The following is a 26,752-nucleotide window of genomic DNA, read 5'->3' as shown; positions in this document are numbered from 1 at the left end:
CATCGTATGTTCGTTCGCCCCGCACCGCTCGGTCCGGCGGAGGGCCGCCGTGCCCGTCCGGCGCCCGGTGTGGGGAAGACTGGGCCCATGGACGTGACCGCGACACACGAGGGGACCCGCATGACACGCCCGATCACGGCAGGGGTGGACGGATCCGAGGAGAGCCTGGCGGCACTGGCCTGGGCCGCCAGGGAGGCGGTCCGGCGGGGAGCTCCGCTGCACGTCGTGCACGCCTGGCGGGCCGAGCCGGAAGCGGCCGGCGCGGGGGACCGGGACGCGCAGGAGCGGTGGATCCGGGACTCGGTCGACGAGTCGGTCCGGACCGTCACCGAGCGGCACCCGGACCTCACGGTGTCCACGGACGTCACCGAGGCCGACGACGCCGTCGCCGTGCTGCTCGCCGCCGCGGCCGACGCCCGGACGCTGGTCCTCGGCTCGCGCGGCCACGGAGCGGTCGTCGGCTTCCTGCTCGGGTCCGTCGGGCAGCAGGTGATCGCCGAGGCGCCCCGGCCCGTCGTCCTCGTGCGGGCCGGGGACGAGGCCGCGGCGGAGGCCGCCGGCCGTGAGATCGTCGTGGGCCAGCAGGGGGAGCCGGAGGACAGCGCCGACGTGATCGGCTTCGCTTTCGAGGCGGCCGCCGCGCGCGGCGCCACCGTGCGGGCCGTGCGGGCCTGGACCCTGCCGACGGTCTTCACCTACAGCCCGGGCTCGATGCGCCTCGCCGACGAGGCCGGGGGCCTGGAGCAGTACGAGCGCAAGGCCCTCGGCGAGGCGCTCGGGCCGTGGCGCGAGCGCTTCCCCGACGTCCCGGTGATCGAGCACGTCGAGATGGGCAGCGCGGGACAGGTGCTGCTGACGGCGGCCGCGAACGCCCAGCTGACCGTCGTCGGCCGCCGCGCCCGCCGCACCGCCGTCGGCGCCCGGATCGGCTCGGTGGCGCACGGCGTGCTGCACCACGCCGCCTGCCCGGTGGCGGTCGTCCCGCACGCCTGACCCGTGCCCGGAGGGCCTCAGTCCGAGGTGGGCTGGAGCGTCTCCCGGGCCTTCGGCAGGATGTTCGTGAGGTAGTCCCGGACGACGGTGTCCAGGTCTATGTCGTGCTGGGCCCGCTCGGCCAGGTACCAGCGGTGCTCCAGCAGTTCGTGGTAGATCTCGGCCGGGTCCATCGCCCCCCGCAGTTCGACCGGCACCGCCCGCACGGTCGGCCGGAACACCTCCCGCACCCAGCGGTGGGCGAGGACCTCCGGGCGGGCGCCGAGGGGGTCGCCCGGGGCGTAGTCGTCCTGGGTGGCCATCCAGCTCTCCAGGTCGTTGAGCAGCCGCCGGGCCTGGTTCTCCTCGGCGTCCAGGCCCGTCAGGCGCAGCAGTTGGCGCTGGTGGTGGCCCGCGTCGACGACCTTGGGCACGAAGGTGACGGTGTCGCCGTTGGAGGCATGCTCGATCTGCATCTCGGCCACGTCGAAACCGAGGTCGTTGAGCCGCCGGATCCGGCGCTCGATGTAGTGGTGCTTGCCCGCCGGGTAGACGGAGGTGCGGGTCAGCTCCTCCCACAGGCGGCCGTAGCGCGCGCAGATCTCCCTGCCGAAGTCCACCGGGTCGACGGACGGGTGCAGCGCCCCGGACGCCTCCAGGTCGAGGAGTTCGCCGCTGATGTTCACCCGGGCCAGGTCGAGGTCGTAGTCGCGTTGGCCGTCGCTCAGCCGCGGGTGCAGTTCACCGGTCTCGGCGTCCACCAGGTAGGCGGCGTAGGCGCCCGCGTCGCGCCGGAAGAGCGTGTTGGACAGCGAGCAGTCGCCCCAGGCGAACCCGGCCAGGTGCAGCCGGACCAGCAGCACGGCGAGGGCGTCCATCAGCCGGTGCATGGTCGCCGGGCGCAGCGTCGTCTCGAACATCGACCGGTACGGCATGGATCCGCCGAGGTGCCGCGTGATCAGCACCGGCTCCAACGGCGCACCGGCGCCGTCGGTGCGGCCGGTGACCACGCCCAGCGCGTCCACCGCGGGGATGGCCAGCCGGTCCAGGTCGCGCAGCAGCCCGTACTCGCGCAGCGCGGGCCGCTCGGCGAGCTCCTTGACGGCGATCACCTCGTCGCCGGCCCGGGCGTAGCGCACGACGTGGCGGGAGATGCCGCGCGGCAGCGGCACGAGGTACTCCTCGGGCCACTCCTCCAGCGGCAGGTGCCAGGGCAGTTCGAGCAGGAGCGCCGGGTGCTCCGGATTGGTGGCACTGATCTGCAAGGCCATGGCCCGAACTCTAGAACGTCCGTTCCCCGGCCAGTCGCGCGGCGTCCCGCACCGGGCCGCGGTGGACGGGCCCGTGCCCGGGGAGCAGCACGTCGCCGTCGAGCCGGGCGATGATGTCGAGCGAGGCCACGGTGCGGTCCCGCTCGTGGTGGAACATGCCGGGCAGCAGCTGGGGCCCCTTCACCCGCGAGGTGGGGTGTCCGCTGACCAGGGCGTCGCCGGAGACCACCACCCCGGCGTCCGGCAGGTGGTAGACGCAGTGGCCGTCGGTGTGCCCGGGGGTGTGGACCGGCACGGGCCGGCCGGGCAGGTCGAGCGGGCCGGCCGCGGGGAAGGGGGCGGGGGCGGTCACCGGGTGCCGCTGGGTGCCGCCGGAGCGGAGCACGTGCACCATCCAGGGCAGCACGCCCGGCCGCCAGCTGTTGCGCAGTACCTCGCCGACCGACACCTGGTGGAGGAAGTCCCGCCGGGCGTGCGGTACCTCGGCCTCGTGGAGGAGGACGGGGGTGCCGTGGACGGCGCGCAGGTACTCGGCCGAGCCCAGGTGGTCGTTGTGGGCGTGGGTGATCAGCACGGCCGTCACCGCCTCGGGTGAACTCCCGATCGCCGTGAGGGAGTCGAGCAGGAGCGGCCGGTCGCCGGGGTATCCGGTGTCGATCAGGGTCACCGCGTCGCCCTCGGTGAGAAGGACCCAGTTGGTGTTGCTGCCGTGCACCAGGTAGGTGCCGTCCGCGACCTGCCGCACGTCCGCGCGCATGGCTGTCCCCGCATTCCCGGTTGCCGTCCGAGGGGACAGCCAATCAGACGCGGCGGTCACGCCGGGTGCGCGACGCTCAGCGCACTCCGTGCGGACGGAACTGGATGCTGATCCGCGGGCCCACGGCGCGGGTGCTCTTGGGGACGCAGTGCTCCCAGGTGCGCTGGCAGGAGCCGCCCATCACGATCAGGTCGCCGTGGCCCAGCGGGCGGCGCACCGTGTCCCCGCCACCGCCCGCCGGGCGCAGCAGCAGGTCGCGGGGCGCGCCGACCGAGAGGATGGCGACCATGGTGTCCTGGCGCCCGCCCCGCCCGATCCGGTCGCCGTGCCAGGCGACGCTGTCCCGGCCGTCGCGGTACTGGCACAGCCCGGCCGTCGTGAACGGCTCGCCCAGTTCCTCGGCGTAGTACGCGGAGAGCGCGTCACGGGCCTCGTCCAGCAGCGGGTGCGGCAGCGGTTCCCCGGCGCCGTAGAACGCGAGCAGCCGGGGCACGTCGACCACCTGGTCGTACATGGCACGCCGTTCCGCCCGCCACGGCACGTCGGCGGCCAGCCGCTCGAACAGCGCGTCGGCCCCGCTCAGCCAGCCGGGGAGCACGTCGATCCACGCGCCGGAGCCCAGCACGGTCCGGCGCAGCCCGTCGAGGGCGCCGAGCCGGGTCTCGTCCGTCTGGTCGAAGAGCGATCCCTGCAGGTGCCTGGTCATGGGGCCAGCGTACCGCGCATTCGAAAATAGGTTCTATTCCGGTCGACGTCTCAGCCGGACGGGTGAAGAGTGGCGCTCGCCACGACCGAGCTGTCGGCCGCGAGCAGGTGCACCTCGGTCACGGGCGGCGAGCCGGCGGGGTAGGAGGCCACCCAGTGCGCGTAGCCGGAGGTCAGGGAGAAGGTGCCGATGGTGGTGGTGGAGCCGTCCGCCCGTTCGATCTGACAGGTGAGGGTGGTGTGCAGCGCCGCTCGGTCGCGCGCGGGCAGGTCGTCGGCGTCCACCGACACGTACACCCAGTGCGGCGTCCCCGTGTACGCGAAGACGCGTCCCACGTCCTGGCGGTGGGAGGTGAGGTCGGCGCTGAGCAGCCGGTCGGGCCGGGCGGGGCCGACGGCGGACGGCGCGGACGTCGAGCTGACGCCGATGGCCCATCCGCCCAGGGCCAGCGCCGCGGCTGTCACGGCGGCGGCGAGGCCGACGGCGAACCGTCGGCGCATCGTCGGGCGCCGGTGCCGGGGTGGCGGTCCGATGCGCTGGAGCACGCGGCTCTCGAACCCCGCCGGCGGCTCGCGCCCGGGGATCAGGTGGATCAGTTCGTCGGCCGTGCGCGCCAGCTCCCGGACGTTCGCCAGGCAGGCGGGGCAGCGCTGCAGGTGGGCCAGGGCCGCGGCGCGCTCCTCGGCGGGCACCACTCCCAGGGCCACCTCGGCGGCCACGTCCCGCAGCCGCGGGCAGGCGAAGGTGTCGTCGCCGGTCATGACCGTGTGTCCTGCCTGCGTGTCAGGGCCTCGCGCAGTTTGGCCAGCGCCGTCCTGATCCGGGTCTTGGCGGTGCCGAGGGGGACGTGCTCCAGATCCGCCACCTGCTGTGCGGTCATGCCGTAGACGCCGGCCATGACGATGGCGCGGGCCTGGCCCGGCGGCAGCTCCGCGATGGCCCGCCGCAGCTCGGCCGACTCCTCGTCGGCCACCGCCACCCGCTCGGGGGTCTCGGTGATCGCCTCCATGAGCGGTGCCATCCGGGTGGGATCCACGGGGACGGCTCTGCGGGCGCGCACGGTGTCGATCGCCAGGTTGTGGGCGATGGCCGTCAGCCACGTCCGGACCGATCCACGGCGCGAGTCGTACACCTGGGCGTGGCGCCAGGCCTGTTCGAAGGTCTGCTGGGCCACGTCCTCCGCGAGCTGGGCGTCACCGGTGACCGTCATGGCCACCCCGAAGACCTTGTGCTGGAACCGGCGGACGAACGCCACCGCGAACTCGGGGTCGCCGGTCGTCAGCCCCGCCAGCAGCGCGTCGTCGGGCATCCGCTCCAGAGAAAGCCCCAAAGGGTGCATAACCCTCATACGTAGCATCCCCGCGGAGGGATTGTCACAGGTCCGCCCCGGGCGACGGTGGTTCCGCGTCCCTGCGGTGGACGGGCAGCACCGCGTCGAACGCCGCGGCGAGGGAATCCACCCCGGGCCGGGCGCCGGGGTCCGGTTCCAGGCACGCGTCGATCGCGCCGGCGAGCCCCGGCGGCAGGCGGCGCCGGGAGCCCACGGGGGCGGCCCTGTCCTCCAGTTGCGGGTACCGGCTCCGTCGGCCGTAGGTGCCGTCGAGGCTCGCGGACGCCGTCGGGGCGCGGGAGTCACCGGTGGGCTCTTCTCCCGTGGTCGTGGAGGTGACCTCGGGGAACGGGAGGTCGCCGGTGGCGGCCTCGTACAGGGTGATGCCCACCCCCCACACGTCCGCGGCGGCGGTCAGGTCGCCACCGCGGGCCTGCTCGGGGGAGAGGTAGCAGCGCGTGCCGACGCCGGCGGGCGCGGGCCCCGGCGGGCGGGCGACGCTGAGATCGAGGAGTTTGGCGCGCCGGCAGTCGATGATCACGTTCGACGGCTTCACGTCCAGGTGCAGCAGGTCCCGGCCGTGCAGGTAGTGCAGGGCGGAACACAGGTGCAGGCCCAGGAAGGCCACGTCCTGGGCGGCGAGCCGGTGCCGCAGCCGCTCGATGAGACGGGTGACGGTCTCGCCGGTCAGTGTCTCCAGGACCACGAGGGGCTCGGGCAGTTCGACGGTCTCGTACGCGCGGACCAGGTGCGGGTGGCTGAAGCCCTGCAGCCAGCGGCCCTCGCGCAGCAGGCGTTCGCGCAGGCGCTCTTCCCGCCGGCGGTCCGGACGCAGCGTCTTCACCAGGCAGCGGCAGTCCCGCTCGTGGCTCCAGGCGTCGTACACGTCGAGCCATCCGGTCCGGGTCAGGTGGGCCAGCACCTCGTAACCGGCGACCGGGGTCGCCCCCGGCGGCAGGGGAGGGGGCGCGACGGCCCGGTGCGGGGCCGCCGCTCGCGGTGCGGGGGCGTTCGGCCGGCTCATGGGAAGGCCTTGATCACGGGAGTCGTGGCAGAGGGGTCCGCGGCGGCGTGGAACCGGTGCAGCCGGGCGTAGGTCTTCCCGCTCAGCAGCAGGTCGTCGTGGGTTCCCTGCTCGACGACCCGGCCGTGGTCCAGCACCAGGATCCGGGAGGCGTCGCGGACGGTGAGGAGGTTGTGGGAGATGACGATCGTGGTGCGTCCGGCCATCAGCCGCCGCAACGGCTCCATGACGCGTCGGCCCGACTCGGCGTCCAGGCCGGTGGTCGGCTCGTCCAGGATGAGCACGGGCGCGTCGCGGATCATGGCCCGGGCTATCGCCAGGCGCTGGCGCTGCCCTCCCGACAGCAGCCTGCCGCGCTGGCCCACGACGGTGTCGTAGCCGTCCGGCAGAGCGGTGACGAAGTCGTGCGCGTCCGCGGCGCGGGCCGCTGCGACGACCTCCTGCTCGGTGGCGTCCGGGCGGCCGTAGAGGATGTTCTCGCGCACGGTGCCGTGCAGGACGAGCGTCTCCTGGAGCACCACGGCCACGTTGTCGCGGACGTCGGCGAGCCGCAGGGAGGCCAGGTCCGCGCCGTCCAGCCGGACGGTGCCGCGCTCGGGGTCGTAGAAGCGCAGCAGGAGTTTGGCGACGGTGGACTTGCCCGCGCCACTGGGTCCGACCAGGGCCAGGGTCTGCCCGGGCTCCACACGCAGCGACACGTCGCACAGCGCCTCCCGGTCGGTCCCCGGGTAGGTGAAGCCGACGCCGTCGAACTCCACTCGTCCCCGGGCCCGCCCGAGCCGTACGGGGGAGGCGGTCTCGTGCACCTGCGGGCGCTGGTCGAGCAGCTCGACGATCCGCTCCGCGGCCGCGGAGGCCGCGTAGAAGGTGCCGGTGAGGTGGGACATGCCCCGGATCGGGCTGTAGAGCTTGCTCAGCAGGGCCAGGAAGACCAGCAGCTCTCCCAGGGTGAGTCGGCCGCGGGCCAGTTGCCAGGTGCCCAGGCCCATCACCAGCAGGGCGCCGCTCAGCTCGACGAGGTCGACCAGCGGACCGAAGACGGCACGGATCCTGGTCGCGGCCATGGTGGCGCGGTACCGTCCGACGATCTCGCGCTGGAACCTGTCCTGCTCCCAGGTCTGGCGGTTGTACGCCTGCACCAGGGCGATGTTGCCCAGCACCTCCTCGGCGACCGCGCTGACCGACCCGCTGCGCCGGCGGCGCTCCCGGGAGGCGGCCTTCACCAGCCGGGAGAAGTAGCGGGCGGCGCACCAGAACAGCGGCACGATGACGAGCGCGAACAGCGTCAGGTCCCAGCTCAGGTAGAAGAGCAGGCCCAGGAAGATGCCGAGCCGCATCACATACCACAGGGCCTGGGCCACCCCCGAGAGCAGGAACGTCTCGACCGCGTCGACGTCACCGGTGATCCGGGCCAGCACGTCGCCGAGCCGGCGCCGTTCGAAGAGGGAGAGGCGCTGCATGTGCCGGAAGACGTCCGCCCGCAGGGCGAGCAGGAAGCGTTCGCCGACCCAGGTGGAGGTCACGTCGTCGGCGAACGCGAGGACGCCCGAGGCGAGGCTGAGTCCGACGTAGGCCAGGGCGATCGGCAGGAACGGGCTGAGATCGCGCTGGACGAGCACCTCGTCCACGACCACCTTGAACAGCCATATCTCGGCGGCGTCGATGGCGGGGCCCACGACACAGAACGCCACGAGCGGCAGCAGCCACTTGCGCCCGCCGTGCGTGTACGGCCAGAACCGCCGGAAGATCTGCCGCACCGGCAGTACCGGCGCGGCGGCGACGACCTGTTCGCTCTCCGGCTCGGACACGGAGAACAGCCGTCGCAGCCCCGAGGCCGGGGCTGCGTTGCGGACGGCACGGCGAAGCTTCACGGAACGGCGCCTTACCGGACGTCGGCCCCCGGCGACCGGAGGATCATGGCCACCGGCCGCCGAGGGGTACCGGACTCACTTGCGGTGGCCGGTGCTGGAGGTACGACGGTGGTGTTTGCGGTGGTGGGACGTCCTCCCCTTCGCGCTGGTCGTGGTCTTCTTGCCCTTGGAGTGCCTCTTGGCGGGTGCCAGGTGGCTGAAGAGCGACATGGTGTTTCCTCTCATCTCGCACGCTTCACTAGGACATACGTGCGGCCTCGCCCGGGGGATGGCGGTTCGGCAAGATTTTTCTCCGGTCCGGCAGCGGTCATGCCAGTGCGTTCACCGCCGCCGCGAAGACGCGGGGCAGGCGCACGGCCGTGGGCACGATGAGTGAAGCCAGCGCCGGTTGCCGGCGGGCCCGCACCAGGAGGTCGGTCAGCAGCCGGTGGCGGCGGGTCGCGCGGCACCAGTCGGTCTCGTAGCGGCCGGGTGTGCCGCGACGCACGTTGGCGACCAGGGCCTCGGCGCCGCTGAGGGCGAGCCGGATGCCCTCGCCGGTCAGCGCATCGGTGTAACCGGCGGCGTCGCCGACGAGCAGCACCCGTCCGTGCGTGCGGGAACGCGCCCGCCTGCGCAGCGGTCCCGCACCGCGTACCGCGGTGACGGCCGCCCCCGCGGGGAGGCGGGCCGCCAGTTCGGGGAAGGCCTCGAGCTGACGGCCGAAGGGCGCTCGCCGGGCCGTGAGCAGGGCGACGCCGACGAGCGCGGGGCCGAGCGGGGTCACGTACGCCTCTCCGTACGGCCCCCAGTGCACCTCGACGTGCGAGGACCAGGGAGGCACCGCGTAGTGGCGCCGCAGGCCGTATCTGGGCGCCGCGCCGGTCTTCACGTCCAGGCCGAGCGAACGGCGCAGCGGTGAGTGGAGTCCGTCCGCGGCCACCAGCCACCGCGCGCGCAGGCCCGTACCGGGTAGCGTCACGCCCGTCGCGTCCTGACGGACCTCCCCCACCCGCAGGGGCAGGACCGGCACCCCCGCGTCCACCACGGCCCGGTGCAGGACGGTGTGCAGGTCGGTGCGGCGCACGCCGAGGCCGGGGCCGTGCCGGAACGCGGCCTGGACCCGGTGGGAGCCCTGGACGTAGCGGATGCCGGTGACCGGGTGGCCGGGCACCTCGAGCCCGAGTGCGCCGAGGGCCCGGACCGCGCCGGGCATCAGGCCCTCGCCGCACGCCTTGTCGACCGGCGTCCGGCGCGGCTCCGCCACGACGGTGTCGAACCCGGCGCGCGCGGCGTGCAGCGCGGTCGCGAGACCTGCGGGACCGCCTCCGACGATCAGCAGGTCGTGCACGTCGTGGCCGCCGCTCACGCGGGCGCCGCCGTGGCGAGCGCCGTGTTCTCGCAGCGGATGCGGACCGCGAGCAGCAGCGCGTTGGCCGCGGTGAACGCCGTGGCGGTCAGCCATGCGGAGTGGACCAGCGGCAGGGCGGCGATCTCCACGACGACGGCGACGTAGTTGGGGTGCCGCAGGAACCGGTAGGGCCCGGCGCCGACCAGGCGCGCTCCGGGGACGACGATGACCCGTGTGTTCCAGTACGGCCCCAGCGTGGTGATGCACCACCAGCGCAGTGCCTGCGCGAGGACGGCGAGCGCCAGCATGGGCCACCCGAGGACGGGCAGGAACGGCCGGTGGCCGAGCACCGGTTCGGCGAGACAGCAGACGAGCAGCCCCGTGTGCAGCACGACCATGACGGGGTAGTGGCCGCGGCCGTGCTCCACGCCGGCGCGGGAGAGCGTCCAGGCGGCGTTGCGCCGGGCGACGAGCAGTTCGGCGACGCGTTCGGCCGCGACGGCGAGGACGAGCAGCGTGTACCAGGGCATGAGGGCACTCACCAGCGCAGCAGGACGACTTCGGAACAGAACCCCGGCCCCATCGCCAGGAGCAGGCCCCACGTGCCGGGCGGCGGGCGACGGGATTCCCCGGTCCCCTGCAGGATGTGGAGCACGGAGGCGGAGGACATGTTCCCCACCGCCGCGAGGGACTGCCGGGCGGTGTCCAGCGCGTCACCGGGCAGGCCGAGGGCGTCGGCCACGCCGGAGAGCACCTTGGGCCCTCCCGGGTGACAGACCCAGCTTCCGATGTCCTGCGGGGTGAGACCGTGGTCGGCCAGGAAGGCACGCACCTGCCGGCCGAAGGGGCCCCGCACGATGCCGGGGACACCGGCGTCGATCACGACGCGGAACCCGGTGGGGCCGATGTCCCAGCCCAGGAGCTGTTCGGTGTCCGGGTACAGGTGGCTGCGGGTGGCGACCACGAAGGGTCCCGTTCCGTCCGGCCCGGCGCCGCCGCCCCGCGCCACGAGCGCCGCCGCGCCGTCGCCGAACAGGGCGCCGGCGACCAGGTTGGCGCGGGAGGCGTCGCGCCGCTGGAGGGTCAGCGAGCACAGCTCGACACTGAGGAGCACCGCGGTGTCCGCCGGGTGCCCGCGCAGGTAGTCGTGCAGCCGGGCGAGACCGGCCGCCCCCGCCACGCACCCCAGGCCGAACACCGGGAGCCGCTTGACGTCGGGCCGCAGTCCCACGCGCCCGGCCAGCCGGGCGTCGAGCGACGGAGCGGCGATGCCGGTGATGGAGGTGCACACCAGCAGATCCACGTCGGCGGGTTCGAGGCCGGCCGCACGGAGCGCGCCGACGAGGGCTTCCTCGCCCAGTGCGAGTCCGGCGGCCATCCACGCGTCATTGCTCCGCCCGAAGTCCCCGAGGTCGGAGTACCGCTCGATCGGCAGGGCGAGATGGCGGGTGCGCACACCGGCGGAGGCGTGGAGGCGGCGCAGCAGGGCGCGGTCGGCCCCGGGCGGCAGGCACAGGTCCCCGATCGCCTCGGTGAGGTCGTCCTGGGCGTACCGGTACGGCGGCAGCGCGGTGCGGATCGCCGTGACCGCGGTCGTCGCGCGGGGCGCGGACGGCCGGGGCGGCGCGGAGGCCAGGGGAAGGGCGTCGTCGACAAGTGCAGTGACACGCATGTCGGTCATGCCTTCCTCGTGCTCTTTCTCCCGTAACGTCCCCGTGTGTCTCTCCACGCGCCCGGAGCCCGTCTGCCCGTGACACGCCGAGTCCCGGCGTTGTTGCGCTGCTGCCACCTGGAGCCGGCGCTGGCGGTGACCGCGTTCGTGACCTCGCTCGCCGTGGCGGCGGGCCGTGGGGCGGCGGGGTCCGTGGCGGTGGCCGCGGCCGTGCTGGCCGGCCAGCTCTCGGTCGGCTGGTGCAACGACGCGGCCGACGCCCGGCGCGACGCGGAGTGCGGGCGCCGCGACAAACCGGTGGCCACCGGTGAGCTGCCGCCCCGGGCGGTGGCCGTCGCGGCCGGGACCGCGCTCGCGCTGTGCGTGCCGCTGTCCCTGCTGAGCGGCGCCGCCGCCGGAGCGGCGCATCTGGGCATGGTGGCCATGGGCTGGGCCTACAACCTGGTGCTCAAGCACACGGTGTTCTCGCCGCTGCCCTACGCCGTCGCGTTCGGAACGCTGCCGGCCTTCGTGACCCTCGGTCCGCCCACGCCGTCCTGGCCCGCCTGGTGGGCGGTGGCGGCCGGTGCGCTGCTGGGTGCGGGGGCCCACCTGGTCAACGTGCTCCCGGACATCGAGGACGACATCGCGACCGGTGTGCGCGGGCTGCCGCAGCGGCTGGGCCGCCGTACCTGCCGGTGGCTGGCCCCGTCGGTGCTGCTGACGGCGGTGGGCGTACTGGTCGTGGGCCCGCCCGGAGCGGTGGGCGGGCCGAGCGGGGCCCTGGCGGCGACGGCCGGTGCCGTCGCGGTCGCGGGCACGGCCGTGCCGTCGGACACCCGGAGCCGGTGGCCGTTCCGAGCGGCGATCGTCGTGGCGGGCATCGCCGTGGCGCAGATGCTGCTGCGCGGCTCGGAGCTGGTCTGACCCGATCCGGGGGCGCCCCGGCCGGCGCGCCCCGGGCCCCGCCGCCCGGTGAGACGGGCTCCATGCCGGTGACGCCGCGTGAGCCGGAGGCGGGAGACTCGTGGGGGCCCGCCCGCCCCGGAGAGGGGAGAACCTGTGGGGGCTGCGTCCCGGAGCGGCGGGAGAACCTGTGGGGGCTGCGTCCCGGAGCGGCGGGAGAACCTGTGGGGGCTGCGTCCCGGAGCGGCCGGCGCGGGACCGCTGGGGGCGAAGAGTGCGCGGACCCTTTCGATACATCGGTGTATCCGATACATTCGCGTATCGAACAGCGGAGAGGCGGTGCCGACATGCCGGTGGGGCAGGCCTCCGGGCGCACGACCAGACGGCGCGCGCGAACCCGGGCCGACCTGCTGGAGGCGGCGTTCGCGGTGTTCGCCGCCAAGGGCTTCGGCCGGGTCCCGATCGAGGAGGTCTGCGAGGCCGCCGGCTACAGCCGGGGCGCCTTCTACTCGAACTTCGACAGCCTCGACGAGCTGTTCTTCGCCCTCTACCGCGAACGGGCCGACCTGATCGCGGACCAGGTGTCCGGGGCTCTCGCCCTCGACGGACCGGACCTGGACGTGCGGGCCGCCGTGGAGCGCGTCACCGAGGTGCTGCTGCTGGACCGGGACTGGCTCCTGGTCAAGACGGACTTCCTGGTGCACGCGGCCCGGCACCCGGACGTGGCACAGACCCTGCTGGAACACCGGGCGCGGCTGCGCCGCGCGATCGCCGGCCGCCTCGCCCGGGCGCACGCCCGCACCCCGCTGCCCGCCGCGCTGGGCGACGCCGAGGCCGCCGCGCACGCCGTGGTCGCCGCCTACGACGGCGTCACCACGCAGCTGCTGCTCGACGGGGACGCCGAGCACGCGCGCCGCTGGCTCGGGCAGTTGCTCACCGCGCTGCTCACCGACGGCGGCAGCACCCCCGGCAACACCACCGACAACACCCCGTGACAACACGGACGAGGAAGGGACGGTCGCCATGGACGCCGACGTCATCGTGGTCGGAGCGGGCCTCGCGGGCCTGGTCGCGGCGCACGAGCTGACCAGCCGGGGCCGCAGGGTCGCGCTGGTCGACCAGGAGAACGCGGCCAACCTCGGCGGACAGGCCTTCTGGTCCTTCGGCGGCCTCTTCCTCGTGGACTCCCCCGAGCAGCGGCGCCTCGGCGTCAAGGACTCCTTCGACCTGGCCTGGAGCGACTGGCAGGGCAGCGCCGGCTTCGACCGGACCGAGGACGAGGACTCCTGGGCGGTGCGCTGGGCGAGGGCGTACGTCGAGTGGGCGGCGGGGGAGAAGCGGTCCTGGCTGGCCGGGCACGGCATCACCTTCCTGCCCACCGTCGGCTGGGCCGAGCGCGGCGACCTCACGGCCGGCGGGCACGGCAACTCGGTGCCCCGTTTCCACATCGCCTGGGGCACCGGCACCGGAGTCGTCGAGCCCTTCGTGCGGTACGCGCGGCAGGCCGCGCGCGACGGCCTGCTCACCTTCCACCACCGTCACCGCGTCGACCACCTGGTCGTCGAGGGCGGCATCGCGCGCGGCGTGCGCGGCACGCTCCTCGCCGAGGACACCTCGCCCCGCGGTGTCGCCTCCAACCGCGACGCGGCCGGGGAGTTCGAACTCACCGCGCAGGCCGTGATCGTCACCTCCGGCGGTATCGGCGCCGACCACGACATCGTGCGCCGCCACTGGCCCGCGCGCCTCGGCACGCCGCCCGCCGAGATGGTCACCGGCGTCCCCGCCTACGTCGACGGGCGGATGCTGGACATCAGCGCCGAGGCGGGCGTCCGCCTGGTCAACCGCGACCGGATGTGGCACTACACCGAGGGCCTGCGCAACTGGGACCCGATCTGGCCCGGTCACGGCATCCGCATCCTGCCCGGACCGTCGTCCCTCTGGTTCGACGCCCTCGGCCGTCGCCTCCCCTCGCCGTACCTGCCCGGCTACGACACCCTCGGCACGCTCAGGCACCTGCGCACCGCCGAGGATCTCGCGGACCACGACCACTCCTGGTTCATCCTGACCCAGAAGATCATCGAGAAGGAGTTCGCCCTCTCCGGCTCCGAACAGAACCCGGACATCACCGCCAAGGACCGCGGGGGATTCCTGCGCGAACGCGTCCTCGGCAAGGGCGCGCCCGGTCCGGTGGACGCCTTCCTGCGCAACGGCGCCGACTTCGTGACCGCGCCGAACCTGGAGCAGCTGGTCGACCGGATGAACGGGCTCACCGACAAGCCGCTCCTGGACGCCGCCTCGATCCGGCGCCAGATCGAGGCCCGGGACCTCCAGATGGACAACCCGTACGCCAAGGACGCGCAGGTGCTGGGCATCCGCAACGCCCGCCGCTACATCGGTGACCGGCTCGGCCGGGTCGCGTCCCCGCACCGCGTCCTCGACCCGGAGGCGGGTCCGCTGATCGGGGTCAAGCTGCACATCCTCACCCGCAAGACCCTCGGCGGCATCCAGACCGACCTCGACTCCCGTGCCCTCGGTGCCGACGGCACGCCGGTCGAGGGGCTGTACGCGGCCGGAGAGGTGGCGGGTTTCGGCGGCGGCGGGGTGCACGGCTACAACGCCCTGGAGGGAACATTCCTCGGCGGGTGCCTGTTCTCCGGCCGGGCGGCGGGCCGGGCCGCGGCACGACGGACCGCCTGACCCACGCGATTTCTCCCTGCCCTCCCGGGTACTCCGTCGCCCCGACGGACGACGAGGGAGGTTCGCACATGGGCGCATCGGACGACCTGCCGGTCGTGCGGACCCTCGCCGAACTGGCCGACCTGGTCGAACACCACCGGGGCCTGTACGTGCGCTGGTCGCGCGGCCCCGGGACCGATCTCCCCCGGGTCTCCAGCACCGACGAGCTCACCGGGGTGGCCATGCCGGGGCTGTCCGCCAACCCCCTCGACGTGGAGGAGTGGTGGGCGGACCGCCCCGTACGGGTGTGGGCGGCCCGCAGGCTGTACGACTACGGGCATCTGCTCCACGACAAGGGCCGCGGTGTGCGGCCCTGGGTCCTCACCGGCCGCGAGGCCGGTCGCGGCCCGGACAACGAGCCGTTGGTGACCGACGCCCGGCCGATGTGCTGGATCGCCCCCCGGGTCATCGAGGAGGCACGGAGCGAGGTGGAGCGGCAGGAACGGCCCTGGGGCCCGCTGCGCCGCACCGGCCGCTGAGGGCCGGCGCTCACCCGGAGCGCCGCCGTGCCGCCGCCCGGCGCTTGAGCGCGCGGCGCTCCGTCTCGCTGGTCCCGCCCCAGACGCCGAGGGACTGCCCCGTGTCGAGTGCCCACTGAAGGCACTGCTCCTGGACCGGGCAGCGCCGGCAGACCGCCTTCGCCTGCTCGGTCTGCAACAGGGCCGGGCCGGTCGTGCCGATCGGGAAGAACAGGTCGGGGTCCTCCGTACGGCACGCGGCGTGCTCGCGCCAGTTGTCCATCAAAAGTCACCTGCGATCGAATCGAGTCGTGCCCTCGTGAATCCCTTACTCCGTTTCGGGTGACCTGTCGACAGCGGAGTGAAACCGGCGGTCTTCCGCGAGTCCCGGCGGGCCGCTCAGTTCCGCAGGGTTTCGGCCGCCGCCGTCACCACCGCGTCGGCCACCACGGCCAGCGCGGGGGAGTCGAGCTTCCACTGCTGCCAGTACAGCGGCACGTCGACGGCCAGGTCCGGTGCGAGGTCGACGAGCCTGCCGGTGCCCAGCAGGGGGTCCGCCTGCTGCTCCGGCACCATGCCCCAGCCCAGCCCGGCGGCGACCGCCGCCACGAAGCCCTCGGAGGTCGGCACGTAGTGCCGCGCAGTGCCGGCGCCGTCCCGCGCGAGCCTGCGCACGAAGCCGTCCTGGAAGTCGTCCCGCCGGTCGAAGACCACCACCGGCGCCCCGGTGAGGGCCTCCGGCAGTGGGCCACCCACATGCCGGGCGGCGAAGCCGGGAGCCGCGCAGGGCCGGTAGCGCATCCGGCCCAGGGGCCGGACGGTGCAGCCCGGGACCGGCTCGGGCGAGGAGGTCACCGCGGCCATCACGACCCCCTCGCGCAGGAGGGCCGCGGTGTGGTCCTCGTCCTCGCGGCGCAGCTCGAAGCAGAGCCGGGGCTCCTGGGGCACCCGCGTGAGCACGCCGAGGAACCAGGTCGCGAGCGAGTCGGCGTTCACGGCCACCGAGATCCGGGTGGGCTCCCCGGCGCCGCTCAGCCCCAGCTGCGCGTACGCGTCCCGCTCCAGCCGTGTCACCTGCCGGGCGAGCCGTACCAGCACCGCCCCGGACTCCGTGGGCCGCACCGGCTTGGTGCGCAGCAGCAGCACGCGTCCGGTGCGCTGTTCCAGCGCCTTCACCCGCTGACTGACCGCGGACGGTGTCACGTGCAGCACGGCGGCGGCCGCGTCGAACGTGCCCTCGTCCACGACGGCCAGCAGTGTGCGCACGTGGTCCAGCGGCAGATCCGCGAACCTCGCTGGATTGTCCGTGCTCACCGCGGCTCCTCCATTCGTCCGACCATCAGCTCGGCTGAAGATACGTAAGAATCTTTAGCTGTACGTCCGGTGATCCGCTCGCTTAGCGTCACCGGCATGACCAACGCACTCACCGCCGCGGCCGCCGGCTTCGGCACCGGTCTCTCGCTCATCGTCGCCATCGGTGCCCAGAACGCCTTCGTGCTGCGCCAGGGGATCCGCCGCGACGCCGTCCTCGCCGTGGTCGGCATCTGCGCCCTGTCCGACGCCGTCCTCATCGCCCTCGGCGTCGGCGGGGTCGGCGCGGTGGTGGTGGCCTGGCCGGACGCGCTGACCGCGGTCGCCTGGGTCGGGGGCGCCTTCCTGCTCTGCTACGGCGCCCTGGCCGCCCGGCGGGCGTTCCGGCCGGCCGGCGCGCTGCGGGCGGAGGGCGACGCGGCCGGCTCGCGGCGGCGGGCGGTGCTCACCTGCCTGGCGCTGACGTGGCTCAACCCGCACGTCTACCTCGACACCGTGTTCCTGCTGGGCTCCGTCGCCGCCGACCGCGGCCCGCTGCGCTGGACCTTCGGCCTGGGCGCCGCCCTCGCCAGCGTGTGCTGGTTCGCCGCGCTCGGTTTCGGCGCCCGCCGGCTCGGCCGCTTCCTGACCCGGCCCGGCGCCTGGCGCGTCCTGGACGGACTGGTCGCCGCCACCATGATCGTGCTCGGGCTCACGCTGATCGCCGGCGCGTGAACACGGCCGGGGCCCGGACCTGCCGCGCTGCCAAGGCCGTCGAACAGGGCTGCGATAGTAAGGCCCTGAACCGAAAGATGTAACGAGCATGTAGGAAGCGCGTGGACACGAGCGAGAGCAGTACCGAATCCCCGGACGAGGCCTCCGCCCCGACACAGGCCCTCGCCCCGGACGGGGGCCGGCGGCGCGGCTGGCGCCGCTGGGCGATGGACACCCGGCCCCTGCGCCGTCCCGCCTACCGCAGGCTGTGGTCCTCGACCATCGTCACGGCCGTCGGCAGCCAGCTGACCGCCGTCGCCGTGCCCAAGCAGATCTACGACATCACCGGCTCCTCCGCCTGGGTCGGCGCCGCGAGTCTGGCCGGGCTGCTGCCGCTGATCGTGTTCGCGCTGTGGGGCGGCGCGGTCGCCGACACCATGGACCGCCGCAAGCTCCTGCTGATCACCAACACCGGCATCGCCGTCACCTCGCTGCTGTTCTGGGTGCAGGCCGTCACCGGCCTGGCGTCGGTGGCCGTCCTGATGCTCCTGCTCGCGCTGCAACAGGCCTTCTGGGGCCTCAACGCCCCGGCCCGCAACGCCTCCATCGCCCGCCTGGTCCCCGAGGGCGAACTCGCCGCGGCCAACGCGCTCGGCTCGACCGTCATGCAGACCGGCCAGGTGGTCGGACCGCTGCTCGCCGGCGCCCTCATCCCCGTCGTCGGCCTGCCGGAGCTCTACCTCATCGACGCGCTGGCGCTCTGCGTCACGGTGTGGGCGGTCCACCGGCTGCCCGCCCTGCCGCCGCTCGCCGGCACGGCGGTCCGGCGCGCGGGAGTCCGCGAGGTCGTGGCCGGCTTCCGCTACATCGCCGGGCACAAGGTGCTGCTGCTGTCGTTCCTGGCCGACGTCGTCGCCATGGTGTTCGGCATGCCCCGCGCGCTGTTCCCGCAGCTCGCCGCCGAGACGTACGCCCCCTGGGGCGAGGGCCTCGCCCTCGGGCTGCTGTTCGCGGCGATCCCCATCGGCGCGGTGGCCGGGGGACTGTTCTCCGGCACCTTCTCCAGGGCGCGCCGGCACGGCTGGATGGTGATCGGCGCGGTCGTCGTCTGGGGGGCGGCCATCGCCGGGTTCGGGCTCAGCGGCAGCCTGTGGCTCGCGGTCGCCTTCCTCGCCGTCGCGGGAGTCGCCGACATGGTGTCCATGGTGTTCCGCGGGGCGATCCTGCTGTCCGCCGCGACCGACGAGATGCGCGGGCGCATGCAGGGCGTCTTCACCGTGGTCGTCGCCGGCGGCCCGCGCCTGGCCGACGTCCTGCACGGCAGCGCGGGCTCCGCCTTCGGCGCACGGCAGGCGGTCGCGGGCGGGGGGCTGCTCGTCGTCGTGGTGATGCTGGCCCTCGCCGCCGCCGTACCGGCACTGCGCCGCTACCGCGTCTGACGCGGCGTCACAGCGCGCTGCGGCCCCGCAGCGCGGCGTACTCCATGAGCCGGCCCCGGGTGGCCTCCAGCCGGTGCGCGAGGATCTCGGCCACCGTCCGCACCAGCACGATCCCGAGCTGCGGGTCCTCCTCGCACAGGGCGAGCACCGAGGCCGCGTCGAACTCGTAGGCGCGCACCGGGCTGAAGGCCTCGGCGCCGAAGTCCCATTCGTACGGCGGGAACAGCCAGGACCAGCCGAGCAGGTCGCCGACGCCCAGGCTGGCGACCGTCACCCGTTGCAGGGAGGTCACCTGCTGGGTCAGGGAGACGGCGCCGGACCGGATGACCCAGAAGCGGTCGGCCCTGTCTCCGGCCTCGAAGATCCGGGCGTCCTCCGGGAAGGAGACCTCGCGGGCGAGCGCCGTGAGACGGCCGCGCTGGGGCGGGGGGAGGGCGGTGAGCAGTTTGATCTCTTTGGTCATGACCTGGGGCTCCTCGCCGGAGATGCGGTTCCGGTGCTTTCCCTATGCACCATTTGAGCCGCTGCCGCCGCCCTGAGCACCTCGGCGGACGGAGAATCCCGTGCGAATTCCGTGCCGGTCGTGGGGACGCGGGGCCAAGGGCATGAAAAAGCCCTGGCTGGACGGGGGAAGCCAGCCAGGGCCGTAAGCGGTGACGCACGGAGGACATGTCCGTCGACTCCGTCGCCACGTATGGATGAACGCTAAACCATCTTTCGGCGTTCCGGAAACCCGGAAGCGGGTCACGTGACCTGTTTCACTGGCTCGTCACACGGTGGCGAACAGTCACCCGCTGCCGGGCGCGACGACCCGGACGGTGTCCAGCGACGGATCGCTCGGGTCCGGCAGGAACATCCCCGCGTCCAGACCGCTGCGCAGGTACCGCAGCACGGGCTCGGTCAGCCGCTCGCCCGGCAGGACCGCCGGGATGCCGGGCGGATACGGCGTGATCATCCCCGCGGCCACGCGCCCGGCGGCCCGGTCGAGCGGCACCGCCTCGGCCGGCCCGAAGAAGGCGTCCCGGGGCAGCATGACCTGGGCCATCCGCAGCTCCGACGGCGACGGGACCTCGACACGCGGAGCGGCGTCCAGGCCCGGGGCCGCCTGCGCGAGGTCCTTGAGCGCCGCGAGCAGTTCACCGGCGGTCTCCGGGTCGTCGCCGTGGGAGAGCTGGGTGCCGATGCGGCGGTGGTCGGTCAGCTGAGCCACGATGCTCCGGTGTTCGCGCAGCCAGTCCGCCGCCTGGTAGCCGGACACCCCGAGCTCGTCGAGGTCGACGACCACGGGCAGCGGGTCGAAGCCGTGGGCGAACCCCGGGTCGCAGAAGTCGTCGCGGTCGTTGACGTGCAGCCCGTCGATGTCCTCGACGGCCGCCCGGACCTCGGCCGCCAGATCCAGCGCACCGCCCATGATCTCCCGCCCCCGCAGCGCCATCTGGCGGCGCCAGCCGTCCAGGCCGGCGAAGATCAGCGCCGACGGGCTGGTCGTGCCCAGCAGGTCGGCCCGCATCCCGAGCAGCTCCGGCGGAACCAGGTCGCCGCGCAGATGGAACACGGAGCCCTGCTCCAGGCCGCTGCCCATCTTGTGGATGCTGGTCACGCAGATGTCGGCCCCGGCGTCCATCGCCCAGGACGGCAGATCGGGGTGGAAGGGGAGGTGCGCCCCCCACGCCTCGTCGACGATCAGCGGCGCCGAACGGCGGTGGCACACGTCGGCGACGGCGCGCAGATCGGCGCTCGCCCCGTACGGCGTCGGGCTGACGACGAGCGCGCCCCTGGCGTCGGGGTGGGCGGCGAAGGCCCGCTCGAACGCGTCGGCGGACGGGGGATGGGCGAGGTGCCGCTCCGCGTCCCAGCTGGGCTCCACCCAGACCGGCTCGATGCCGGAGAGGATCAGACCCGCCACGACGGACTTGTGGGCGTCCCGGCCGATCAGCAGCTTCTCGTGCGGGCCCGCCACGGCGAGCATCGCCGCCTTCACCGACAGGCTGCTCCCGCAGGTCGAGAAGAAGGTGTGGTCGGCGTGCACCGCGTCGGCCATCAGCTCCTGGGCGCGCTGCAGCACGCGGCCCCCGGTGAGCCGGTCGTCGAGGCCGCCGGTGGCGAGGACGTCGCTGAAGAAGGCGGCGTCGCCCAGCACCTCCCGCACCGCCGGGTCGGCACCGCGTGCCTGCTTGTGTCCGGGCGGCGTGAACGACAGCCGTCCGTCGCGGCGGTATGCGTCGAGGGCTTCCAGGACGGGCGCGCGGGTGTGATCGACGGTCATGCCGCCCCGGTTTCCCACCCACCCCCTCGTCAATCCGCCACCGCCCCGCCGACGCGTCTCGCCCGCCGACTCGCCGGCCCGATGTCTGTCGGCCCTGCCGGGACGGGAACCAGCCGTCTCGCCGACCCGTGGCCCACCGGCCGCTGATCCGGAACCCGCGGCCGGTCGGCCCGGAGCCGGCCCCGGCCCTGCCCGTGTGCCGCCCGGCCGCAGGGATCCGTGCCGGGGTGTCAGCCGGGTTCCGTGTGGCGGCCCGGGGTCAGTACCTCGTCCAGCACCCGCAGGACCGCCTCGTACGCCACCGTCCGGACGGCTGCCTCGCGGGAGGCCTCCGGGTCGGTCGTCCGCAGCTCTTCCCTCCGCGCCCGCCACGTCCGTTCCTGTTCCATCGCGCAGGCCCTCGCGCGGTGCATGCGGCGCAGCAGTTCGTCCGAGTCCACAACATCCGTCATGCATTCCGCGTACCCCCGCACGGCGCCCGGATGGCCGTTGGGCCGTAAGGAGGGCCGCAGGTTTGGGGGTGCGGTCAGAGGTCAGCCGGAAAAGCGAGGCCCGCCGCGGAGCACCGCGCGGGATCCGGCCGTCCCGCCCATGTCACCGACCAGGGAGCTGACGGATGTACGACAGGCACACCACCTCACCCGCCCGACGCCGGCCGTCACCGCCATGCAAACCCGCCGAGGCACGCAGCGCGGTGGAGCGCGTGGTCACCGAATGCTGCCGCACCGACCACCTGCCGTGCGACGCCGGAGCCCTGTCGGACGCGGTGCTCGTCGCCTCGGAGCTGACCACCAACGCGATCCTGCACGGAGGCGGCATCACCGACTTCCAGGTCGACGTGGTCGGTCCCGGCGTCCGCCTCTCGGTGTGCGACCGCAGCTCCGAGCTGCCGGTGGCCGTCGCGCCGACCGATCCGCAGGGCCGCCGCCGCGTCGGCGGCCGCGGCTGGCCGATCGTGTGCCGGCTGGCACGCGACGTGCGCGTGGCAGATCTTCCGTCCGGCGGCAAGCGCATCACCGTCGTCGTTCCGCTGTCCTGAGTACATTTCGAAAAGCGGAGTTTGTTCCACCGGGGCGGGGGCAGTCGCAAGTTCGTGCTTCGGACCGGAGGCGCAGCAGCGGGAGCGGTATGACTGCTCCGGCCCCTCCGGGTGGACACCCGGACAGTGCCGCTTCCGCGGAAAGTTCCCCTGAGACCACCGTTCAGGAGCGAATCCGCATGCTCATTGAATCGCCCACCATCCGTCCCGGTACCCCTGAGCCCACTCACGCCTCCGCCGCCCCTGCCGCCGCGACCCGCCGCCGGCACGACGACGCGCCGGACACCGCCGCCCTCTTCGCGCGGCTGTCGGCCCTGGAGGACGGGCTCGAACGGGATGCCGTCCGCGACGAGCTCGTCACCGCCTGGCTGCCCATGGCCCACCGCATCGCCGGCCGCTTCCGGGACCGCGGCGAGTCCATCGAGGACCTGCGCCAGGTCGCGGCGCTCGGGCTGGTGAAGGCCATCGACCGCTTCGACCCGGAGCGCGGTGCCTTCGAGAGCTACGCGGTGCCCACCATCACCGGCGAGGTCAAGCGGCATTTCCGGGACCGGATGTGGGCGCTGCGCGTGCCCCGCCGCGTCCAGGAACTGCGCAACAAGGTGCGAGTGGCGCGGCGCGAGCTCACGCAGAGCCCGGGCAGTCCCGAACCGTCGGTCGCGGCCCTGGCCGCCCACACGGGCCTCACCGAGGACGAGGTCAGCGCCGGGATGGAGGCCCTGGAGAGCTTCAGCACCCTGTCGCTGGACGCCGAGCTGTCGGCCGGCGACGACGGCTACAGCCTCGCGGACACGCTCGGCGCGGCCGACGCCTCGTACGACACCGTGATCGACCGCGAGTCCGCCAAGGAGGGCCTGCGCAGGCTGCCCGAACGGGAGCGGGCCATCCTCTACATGCGCTTCTTCGAGGACATGACGCAGAGCCGCATAGCCGACCGCCTGGGCATCTCGCAGATGCACGTCTCGCGGCTCATCAGCCGCAGCTGCGCCCGCGTGCGCGACGAGGCGTTGGGCCAGGGCCCGGTCCGCCGGCGCACGACGATGTGAGGACGGCCGGACGGCTCCGCCGGGACGCTCCCGGGATGCGAGGGGACGGATCCTGACGCCTCACCCGCTCCGCCGCGCCGGTTCGCCGCCGGCCACGGCCGGCGGCGCGGACCGCGGCGCGACGGACGGGCAGGGCGAGGTGGCGTGCCGCCCCGTACGCGATCGACGAACGGTCGACGGCGTACGGGGCGGACGCATGTCCGCATGTCCGCGCCGGAGCTGAGCGGGCGCGCGCACCGGCCGCGAAAGTGCCCCGTGTGCAGGGGAGAAGGCGGGGCATGCGGAGTCCCGGAGGGGAGGCTCGCATGAGTGTTCTGACACGCACCGGCCGCAGCAGGGCCCGACGGGCGGCCAACGGATCGGCCGCCGAGGGGGCCGCACGGGCGGGACTGACCGCTCGCGGCGTCATCTATCTTCTGGTCGGCCTGCTGGCCCTGCGGATCGCCTTCGGCGACGGGCAGCGGCAGGCGGACCGCGGCGGCGCCCTGGCCGAGCTCTCGGACAAGCCGTTCGGCGCCGTACTGCTGTGGGCACTGGGCGCCGGGCTCGTCGGCATGGCGCTGTGGCGGCTGTCCGAGGCGCTCTTCGGCGCCGTCGGAAAGGACGGCCACAGCGCGAAGAAGCGTGTGCCGGCCGCCGCCCGCTGCGTCTTCTACTCGTTCGTCGCCTACTCGGTGCTGGCCTTCGCGGCCGGCTCCCGCGGCAGCGGCGGCGGAGCCGGCGACCGGCAGTCCCGGGACGTCACGGCCAAGGTGCTGGAGATGCCCGCCGGACGGTGGGCCGTGGGTGTGGCCGGGATCGCGATCGTCGTGGCCGGAGTGGTGATCGCCGTCCAGGCCGTGCGCCGCAGCTACCACAAGAAACTGAAGCTCGGCGAGCTGAGCCCGCGGGTGCGGCGGCTGGTCGACGTCACCGGCGTCGGCGGCGGCGCGGCCCGGGGAGCCGTGTTCGCGGCGGCGGGCGCCTTCGCCGTGCAGGCCGCCGTCGACTACGAACCCGACAAGGCCAAGGGCCTGGACGACACCCTGCGCTCCTTCGCCGGCACCCCGCTCGGACCGTGGCTGCTGGTCGGTGTCGCCGCCGGTCTGGTGCTGTTCGGCGTGTTCTCGTTCGCCCTGGCACGCTGGCGCCGGGTCTGAGGCCGAGGTCTGAGCCGCGCCTCACGGGGAACACGGGGCGAATGAACGAACACGAGATTCCTCCGCCGGACGGACGTCCCGTGGACGTCTACCTGGACCTCCTGCGCTTCCGCATGGAGACCGACGACTACCAGCTGCTGCTCAGCGTGGTGGAACCGGTCCTGCAGGCGATCGACGAGCACCAGATGCCCACGATCGACTTCTCCCTGGACGGCGACAACGCCGAGGCGCTGCCCCAGGAGATCCGCGACGAGGCCGCCCTGGTCATCGCCACCGCCGTCACCGGCCGGCTCGACAACGAGGTCGTCGAGATCAGCACCGACGAGACCGGTCCCGTCCGCGTCGTCACGGACGCGGTCACCGCCTCCGACCCCGAGCGCCTGGGCGAGATCGCCGACTACCTCAAGGAACGCCACCGGCAGAACGAGGAGCTGCGCGGCATCGCCGAGGCGAGCGGCATGCCGACCGACTTCTGACCCGTCACCGCTTCGGCGTCGCGACGGACACGCCCAGCGGCCGGGCGAGGCCCACCACGGCCTCGTCCAGCCGCTCCAGATGCCGCAGGACGCGCCCGGTGATCCTGCCGTACCGCGGCACACCGCCCGGCTCGAACTCCAGCAGCGAGGCGATGCTGGGCCCGGTCTCCACCTCGGTCCTGACGTCCGCGTCGGCGACACGCGCCGCGATCGCCTCGATGTTGCGCACCGTGCGCCGTACCGCCCCGCGCAGCCGCGGATCGGCCGCGATCGACGGATGGGTGGGCAGCAGCTCGGCCGTCGCCGCCAGGGACCGCGCGTGATAGGCGCACGTCTCCAGCAGCGCGACCACGTACTGGGCCGTGTTCCGGCGCGCCCGCAGCGGCGTGATCGGGTGGGTGAGCGGCTGGGTGGCGCCGCGCAGGTCGCCCAGCGCCTGGTCCAGATCGCGCGCCGTGTCCAGCAGGTCGGCGGCCGGCCCGCCGCTGAGCTGGTCCACGGCGCCCTCGGTGACGTCGACCAGCCGTTCCAGCACGGTGCCCAGCAGTTCGTTCGTGCGCCGGTCGGTGCGGATCGGCAGCACCAGCGCCGCCGCGATGATCCCGCAGGCCGCGCCGAGCGCCGTCTCCTCCACCCGCAGCACGAGCACCGCCATGCTGTACGTGTGCAGCAGGGTGTACAGCAGCCCGAGCATCGCGGTCACGAAGAACGACATCAGCGTGTAGGACAGCGGCGCCGTGTAGAACATCGCGAAGATGAACAGCAGCACCAGGCCGAACGCGGTCCAGGTGTGGTTCCCGACCAGCCCGGCCAGCACGATCCCGGCCACCACCCCCAGCATGGTCCCCACCAGCCGGCGGTACCCCTTGACCAGGATCTCCCCGGTGGAGGCCGTGTTGAGGAAGACGATCCAGCAGGTGAGCACCGCCCAGTACCAGCGCTGCGAGGACAGGAACTCCCCGCCGACGATGGCCAGCGAGGACCCCACGGCGACCTGCACGGCGGCGCGGGTGGTGGGCCGGCGCAGGCCGGTCGGCTCCTCCTCCGTCGCGGCCTCCTCACCGGCGTCGATGGCGGCGTCCTCGGCGTCCAGCTCCTCGCGCGAACGGGCCGTCGCGGGGCTGTCGTCCGACTCGTCCTGCGGGCCGTCCAGCGCGATCCTGAGGCCCATGACCGCGCGGGCGGTCTCACCGATCCCGCGGAAGACGTCCTGCACGGCAGGCGTCGCCTCGGGCAGGTTCTCCTCGTCGCGGTAGCCGAGCAGCCGGTTGCGCAGGTGGGACAGGGCCGTACCGCGGGCCTCGGCCGGGGGTCGCAGCACCAGCGCGCGCAGCGCCCCGAGGTCCCGGCGGAGGACCGCCGTGGCCTCGCCGGGCGCGGGAGTGCTCCCCACCGACGGGGCCGGAGCGCCCGGCAGGTGCAGGGTGAGGGTGTCCGCCCGCTCGGCGCTGCGCGCGGTCAGCAGCAGCAACCCGAGGCGCTCGGCGGCGATCTCGGCGTCCGCGATGCGCCGCTGCACCAGCCGCGCCGTGGACGCGTCCGGTGTGCCCTCCTCGAGCCGGGACTGGATCAACAGCGCGGTCTCGTGCAGCCGTGCCGTGCCGTCCCGCAGGTGCTCGAGCGTCCTGTCGATCTCGTCCGGCCCGGCGTCCAGCAGTTCGAGCTGCGCCGAGATCAGCTGCGCCAGCCGGGCCCGGAAGGCCTGCCGCAGCAGTGACAGGACGCGCGCCGGTGTCGCCGGGACGATCGCGAAACGCACCAGGGCGCTGCACGCGAACGCCACGGCGATCGCGGCCCACAGCCCCGGCAGCGCCGACGTCCTGGCGCCCACGAACAGGGACACGAAGTAGACCTGGAAACCGATCAGGCCCAGGGCGGTGCCGCGGTCGCCGAACCGGCGGCTGTAGACGGCACAGAAGATCAGAACGACGAAGAAGGCGTCACCGACGACGACCCGCGAGGTGAGCAGCGCGCTCACCGACACGGACGCCAGCGCCACGGGCAGACCCAGCGCCAGGGTGACGGCCTGCGCGCCCGGCTGCTTCTCGCGAATGGCGAAGGTGGCGACCATCGCCGACATGGCGCCCGCCACCAGATGCTTGACGTCCGATCCGAGGAGCGCCAGCACGGCCAGCGCCAGGGCGATGGCGCCCACCGTCCGCAGCCCCGCCGTCAGCCGCAGCAATCCGGGATCGGACGCGGCGACGCGGTCCCGCAGTCGTGTCCGCACCGAGCGCCCCGCCTGCTTCACGCCGCCGTACACTCTCCCGATTCACGTCGAATTCACGCCTAGATCCACTTCTCAGCATGCCATGCCGCGAGCGGGCCGCC

Annotated in this window: 28 protein-coding genes; 11 read left to right on the top strand and 17 right to left on the bottom strand. The window is 73.8% G+C overall.

The window, feature by feature from the left end; all coding sequences use genetic code 11:
• Positions 1-120: 120 nt before the first annotated feature.
• A complete protein-coding gene (locus tag ACGF3H_RS31385; RefSeq protein WP_362491735.1) occupies positions 121-993 on the top strand; it encodes a universal stress protein in 873 nt (290 codons plus the stop codon).
• A gap of 17 nt (positions 994-1,010) precedes the next feature.
• Here ACGF3H_RS31385 and ACGF3H_RS31380 read toward each other — a convergent pair whose 3' ends face one another.
• The 11 genes from ACGF3H_RS31380 to ACGF3H_RS31330 form a co-directional block, all read right to left on the bottom strand.
• On the bottom strand, positions 1,011-2,243 hold the full coding sequence (locus tag ACGF3H_RS31380) for a DUF4032 domain-containing protein (RefSeq protein WP_362491737.1): 1,233 nt from the start codon (positions 2,241-2,243) through the stop codon (positions 1,011-1,013).
• A gap of 10 nt (positions 2,244-2,253) precedes the next feature.
• Positions 2,254-3,000, bottom strand: a complete 747-nt coding sequence (locus ACGF3H_RS31375; RefSeq protein ID WP_362491740.1) for an MBL fold metallo-hydrolase — start codon at positions 2,998-3,000, stop codon at positions 2,254-2,256.
• 76 nt (positions 3,001-3,076) lie between these two features.
• Positions 3,077-3,706 carry an alpha-ketoglutarate-dependent dioxygenase AlkB gene (locus ACGF3H_RS31370; protein ID WP_362491743.1) on the bottom strand — a complete coding sequence of 210 codons (630 nt, stop codon included), beginning with the start codon at positions 3,704-3,706 and terminating at the stop codon, positions 3,077-3,079.
• A gap of 50 nt (positions 3,707-3,756) precedes the next feature.
• Positions 3,757-4,467 carry a hypothetical protein gene (locus ACGF3H_RS31365; RefSeq protein ID WP_362491745.1) on the bottom strand — a complete coding sequence of 237 codons (711 nt, stop codon included), beginning with the start codon at positions 4,465-4,467 and terminating at the stop codon, positions 3,757-3,759.
• A complete protein-coding gene (locus ACGF3H_RS31360; protein ID WP_362491791.1) occupies positions 4,464-5,045 on the bottom strand; it encodes an RNA polymerase sigma factor in 582 nt (193 codons plus the stop codon). The genes ACGF3H_RS31365 and ACGF3H_RS31360 overlap by 4 nt, the downstream gene beginning before the upstream one ends.
• A gap of 34 nt (positions 5,046-5,079) precedes the next feature.
• Positions 5,080-6,060, bottom strand: coding sequence for a serine/threonine-protein kinase (locus ACGF3H_RS31355; RefSeq protein ID WP_362491748.1), 981 nt, complete (start codon positions 6,058-6,060; stop codon positions 5,080-5,082).
• Complete coding sequence (locus tag ACGF3H_RS31350; protein ID WP_362491751.1) at positions 6,057-7,931, bottom strand: ABC transporter ATP-binding protein; 1,875 nt, start codon at positions 7,929-7,931, stop codon at positions 6,057-6,059. Before ACGF3H_RS31350 ends, ACGF3H_RS31355 begins: the two co-directional genes overlap by 4 nt.
• Before the next feature lie 75 nt (positions 7,932-8,006).
• Complete coding sequence (locus ACGF3H_RS31345) at positions 8,007-8,141, bottom strand: hypothetical protein (protein WP_362491753.1); 135 nt, start codon at positions 8,139-8,141, stop codon at positions 8,007-8,009.
• Between the two features lie 97 nt (positions 8,142-8,238).
• Positions 8,239-9,261 (bottom strand): NAD(P)/FAD-dependent oxidoreductase, encoded by a 1,023-nt coding sequence (locus ACGF3H_RS31340; protein ID WP_362491794.1) that lies wholly within the window; start codon positions 9,259-9,261, stop codon positions 8,239-8,241.
• 14 nt (positions 9,262-9,275) lie between these two features.
• Positions 9,276-9,791 (bottom strand): isoprenylcysteine carboxylmethyltransferase family protein, encoded by a 516-nt coding sequence (locus ACGF3H_RS31335; RefSeq protein WP_362491755.1) that lies wholly within the window; start codon positions 9,789-9,791, stop codon positions 9,276-9,278.
• Between the two features lie 8 nt (positions 9,792-9,799).
• Positions 9,800-10,942: a 3-oxoacyl-[acyl-carrier-protein] synthase III C-terminal domain-containing protein gene (locus ACGF3H_RS31330; RefSeq protein WP_362491757.1), complete on the bottom strand. Its 1,143-nt coding sequence runs from the start codon at positions 10,940-10,942 to the stop codon at positions 9,800-9,802.
• Between the two features lie 69 nt (positions 10,943-11,011).
• Between ACGF3H_RS31330 and ACGF3H_RS31325 the strand changes: the two genes are divergently transcribed.
• From ACGF3H_RS31325 to ACGF3H_RS31310, 4 genes are all read left to right on the top strand, one after another.
• The gene (locus ACGF3H_RS31325) at positions 11,012-11,839 is read left to right on the top strand and encodes a UbiA family prenyltransferase (protein ID WP_362491760.1); all 828 of its coding nucleotides are present in this window, start codon (positions 11,012-11,014) and stop codon (positions 11,837-11,839) included.
• Positions 11,840-12,165: 326 nt separating this feature from the next.
• Positions 12,166-12,813 carry a TetR/AcrR family transcriptional regulator gene (locus ACGF3H_RS31320; protein ID WP_362491762.1) on the top strand — a complete coding sequence of 216 codons (648 nt, stop codon included), beginning with the start codon at positions 12,166-12,168 and terminating at the stop codon, positions 12,811-12,813.
• A 28-nt stretch (positions 12,814-12,841) separates the two neighbouring features.
• The gene (locus tag ACGF3H_RS31315; protein WP_362491765.1) at positions 12,842-14,515 is read left to right on the top strand and encodes an FAD-binding dehydrogenase; all 1,674 of its coding nucleotides are present in this window, start codon (positions 12,842-12,844) and stop codon (positions 14,513-14,515) included.
• Between the two features lie 68 nt (positions 14,516-14,583).
• Positions 14,584-15,033 carry a DUF6098 family protein gene (locus ACGF3H_RS31310; protein ID WP_362491767.1) on the top strand — a complete coding sequence of 150 codons (450 nt, stop codon included), beginning with the start codon at positions 14,584-14,586 and terminating at the stop codon, positions 15,031-15,033.
• Between the two features lie 10 nt (positions 15,034-15,043).
• On the opposite strand, the gene ACGF3H_RS31305 is transcribed toward ACGF3H_RS31310, so the two are convergent.
• Together ACGF3H_RS31305 and ACGF3H_RS31300 are read right to left on the bottom strand one after the other, a co-directional pair.
• Positions 15,044-15,295 carry a WhiB family transcriptional regulator gene (locus tag ACGF3H_RS31305; protein WP_362491770.1) on the bottom strand — a complete coding sequence of 84 codons (252 nt, stop codon included), beginning with the start codon at positions 15,293-15,295 and terminating at the stop codon, positions 15,044-15,046.
• 116 nt (positions 15,296-15,411) lie between these two features.
• Positions 15,412-16,326, bottom strand: a complete 915-nt coding sequence (locus tag ACGF3H_RS31300) for a LysR family transcriptional regulator ArgP (RefSeq protein ID WP_362491772.1) — start codon at positions 16,324-16,326, stop codon at positions 15,412-15,414.
• A 96-nt stretch (positions 16,327-16,422) separates the two neighbouring features.
• Here ACGF3H_RS31300 and ACGF3H_RS31295 point away from each other — a divergent pair, with 96 nt between their 5' ends.
• Both ACGF3H_RS31295 and ACGF3H_RS31290 read left to right on the top strand, forming a co-directional pair.
• Entirely contained in the window at positions 16,423-17,037 is a 615-nt protein-coding gene (locus ACGF3H_RS31295) for a LysE/ArgO family amino acid transporter (RefSeq protein ID WP_393588241.1), read from the top strand.
• 101 nt (positions 17,038-17,138) lie between these two features.
• Positions 17,139-18,455: an MFS transporter gene (locus ACGF3H_RS31290; RefSeq protein ID WP_362500390.1), complete on the top strand. Its 1,317-nt coding sequence runs from the start codon at positions 17,139-17,141 to the stop codon at positions 18,453-18,455.
• 7 nt (positions 18,456-18,462) lie between these two features.
• Here ACGF3H_RS31290 and ACGF3H_RS31285 read toward each other — a convergent pair whose 3' ends face one another.
• From ACGF3H_RS31285 to ACGF3H_RS31275, 3 genes are all read right to left on the bottom strand, one after another.
• On the bottom strand, positions 18,463-18,918 hold the full coding sequence (locus ACGF3H_RS31285) for a cyclic nucleotide-binding domain-containing protein (protein ID WP_362500389.1): 456 nt from the start codon (positions 18,916-18,918) through the stop codon (positions 18,463-18,465).
• Between the two features lie 324 nt (positions 18,919-19,242).
• A complete protein-coding gene (locus ACGF3H_RS31280) occupies positions 19,243-20,721 on the bottom strand; it encodes an ornithine decarboxylase (protein ID WP_362500388.1) in 1,479 nt (492 codons plus the stop codon).
• Positions 20,722-20,951: 230 nt separating this feature from the next.
• Positions 20,952-21,173, bottom strand: coding sequence for a hypothetical protein (locus ACGF3H_RS31275; protein WP_362500387.1), 222 nt, complete (start codon positions 21,171-21,173; stop codon positions 20,952-20,954).
• Between the two features lie 164 nt (positions 21,174-21,337).
• Between ACGF3H_RS31275 and ACGF3H_RS31270 the strand changes: the two genes are divergently transcribed.
• From ACGF3H_RS31270 to ACGF3H_RS31255, 4 genes are all read left to right on the top strand, one after another.
• Positions 21,338-21,760, top strand: coding sequence for an ATP-binding protein (locus tag ACGF3H_RS31270; RefSeq protein ID WP_362500386.1), 423 nt, complete (start codon positions 21,338-21,340; stop codon positions 21,758-21,760).
• Between the two features lie 179 nt (positions 21,761-21,939).
• Positions 21,940-22,806, top strand: coding sequence for a SigB/SigF/SigG family RNA polymerase sigma factor (locus tag ACGF3H_RS31265; RefSeq protein WP_362500385.1), 867 nt, complete (start codon positions 21,940-21,942; stop codon positions 22,804-22,806).
• Between the two features lie 305 nt (positions 22,807-23,111).
• Entirely contained in the window at positions 23,112-23,945 is an 834-nt protein-coding gene (locus ACGF3H_RS31260; protein WP_362500384.1) for a DUF1206 domain-containing protein, read from the top strand.
• Between the two features lie 41 nt (positions 23,946-23,986).
• Positions 23,987-24,421, top strand: a complete 435-nt coding sequence (locus ACGF3H_RS31255; protein ID WP_359403252.1) for a hypothetical protein — start codon at positions 23,987-23,989, stop codon at positions 24,419-24,421.
• 4 nt (positions 24,422-24,425) lie between these two features.
• Here the strand turns inward: ACGF3H_RS31255 and ACGF3H_RS31250 are convergent, their stop codons facing one another.
• Entirely contained in the window at positions 24,426-26,672 is a 2,247-nt protein-coding gene (locus tag ACGF3H_RS31250; RefSeq protein WP_362500383.1) for an FUSC family protein, read from the bottom strand.
• Positions 26,673-26,752: the final 80 nt, after the last annotated feature.

The organism is Streptomyces sp. NPDC048185, assembly GCF_043202495.1.
Lineage (GTDB): Bacteria > Actinomycetota > Actinomycetes > Streptomycetales > Streptomycetaceae > Streptomyces.
Note: the sequence above shows the minus strand (reverse complement) of the source record. Positions and strands in the feature narration are given on the sequence as shown.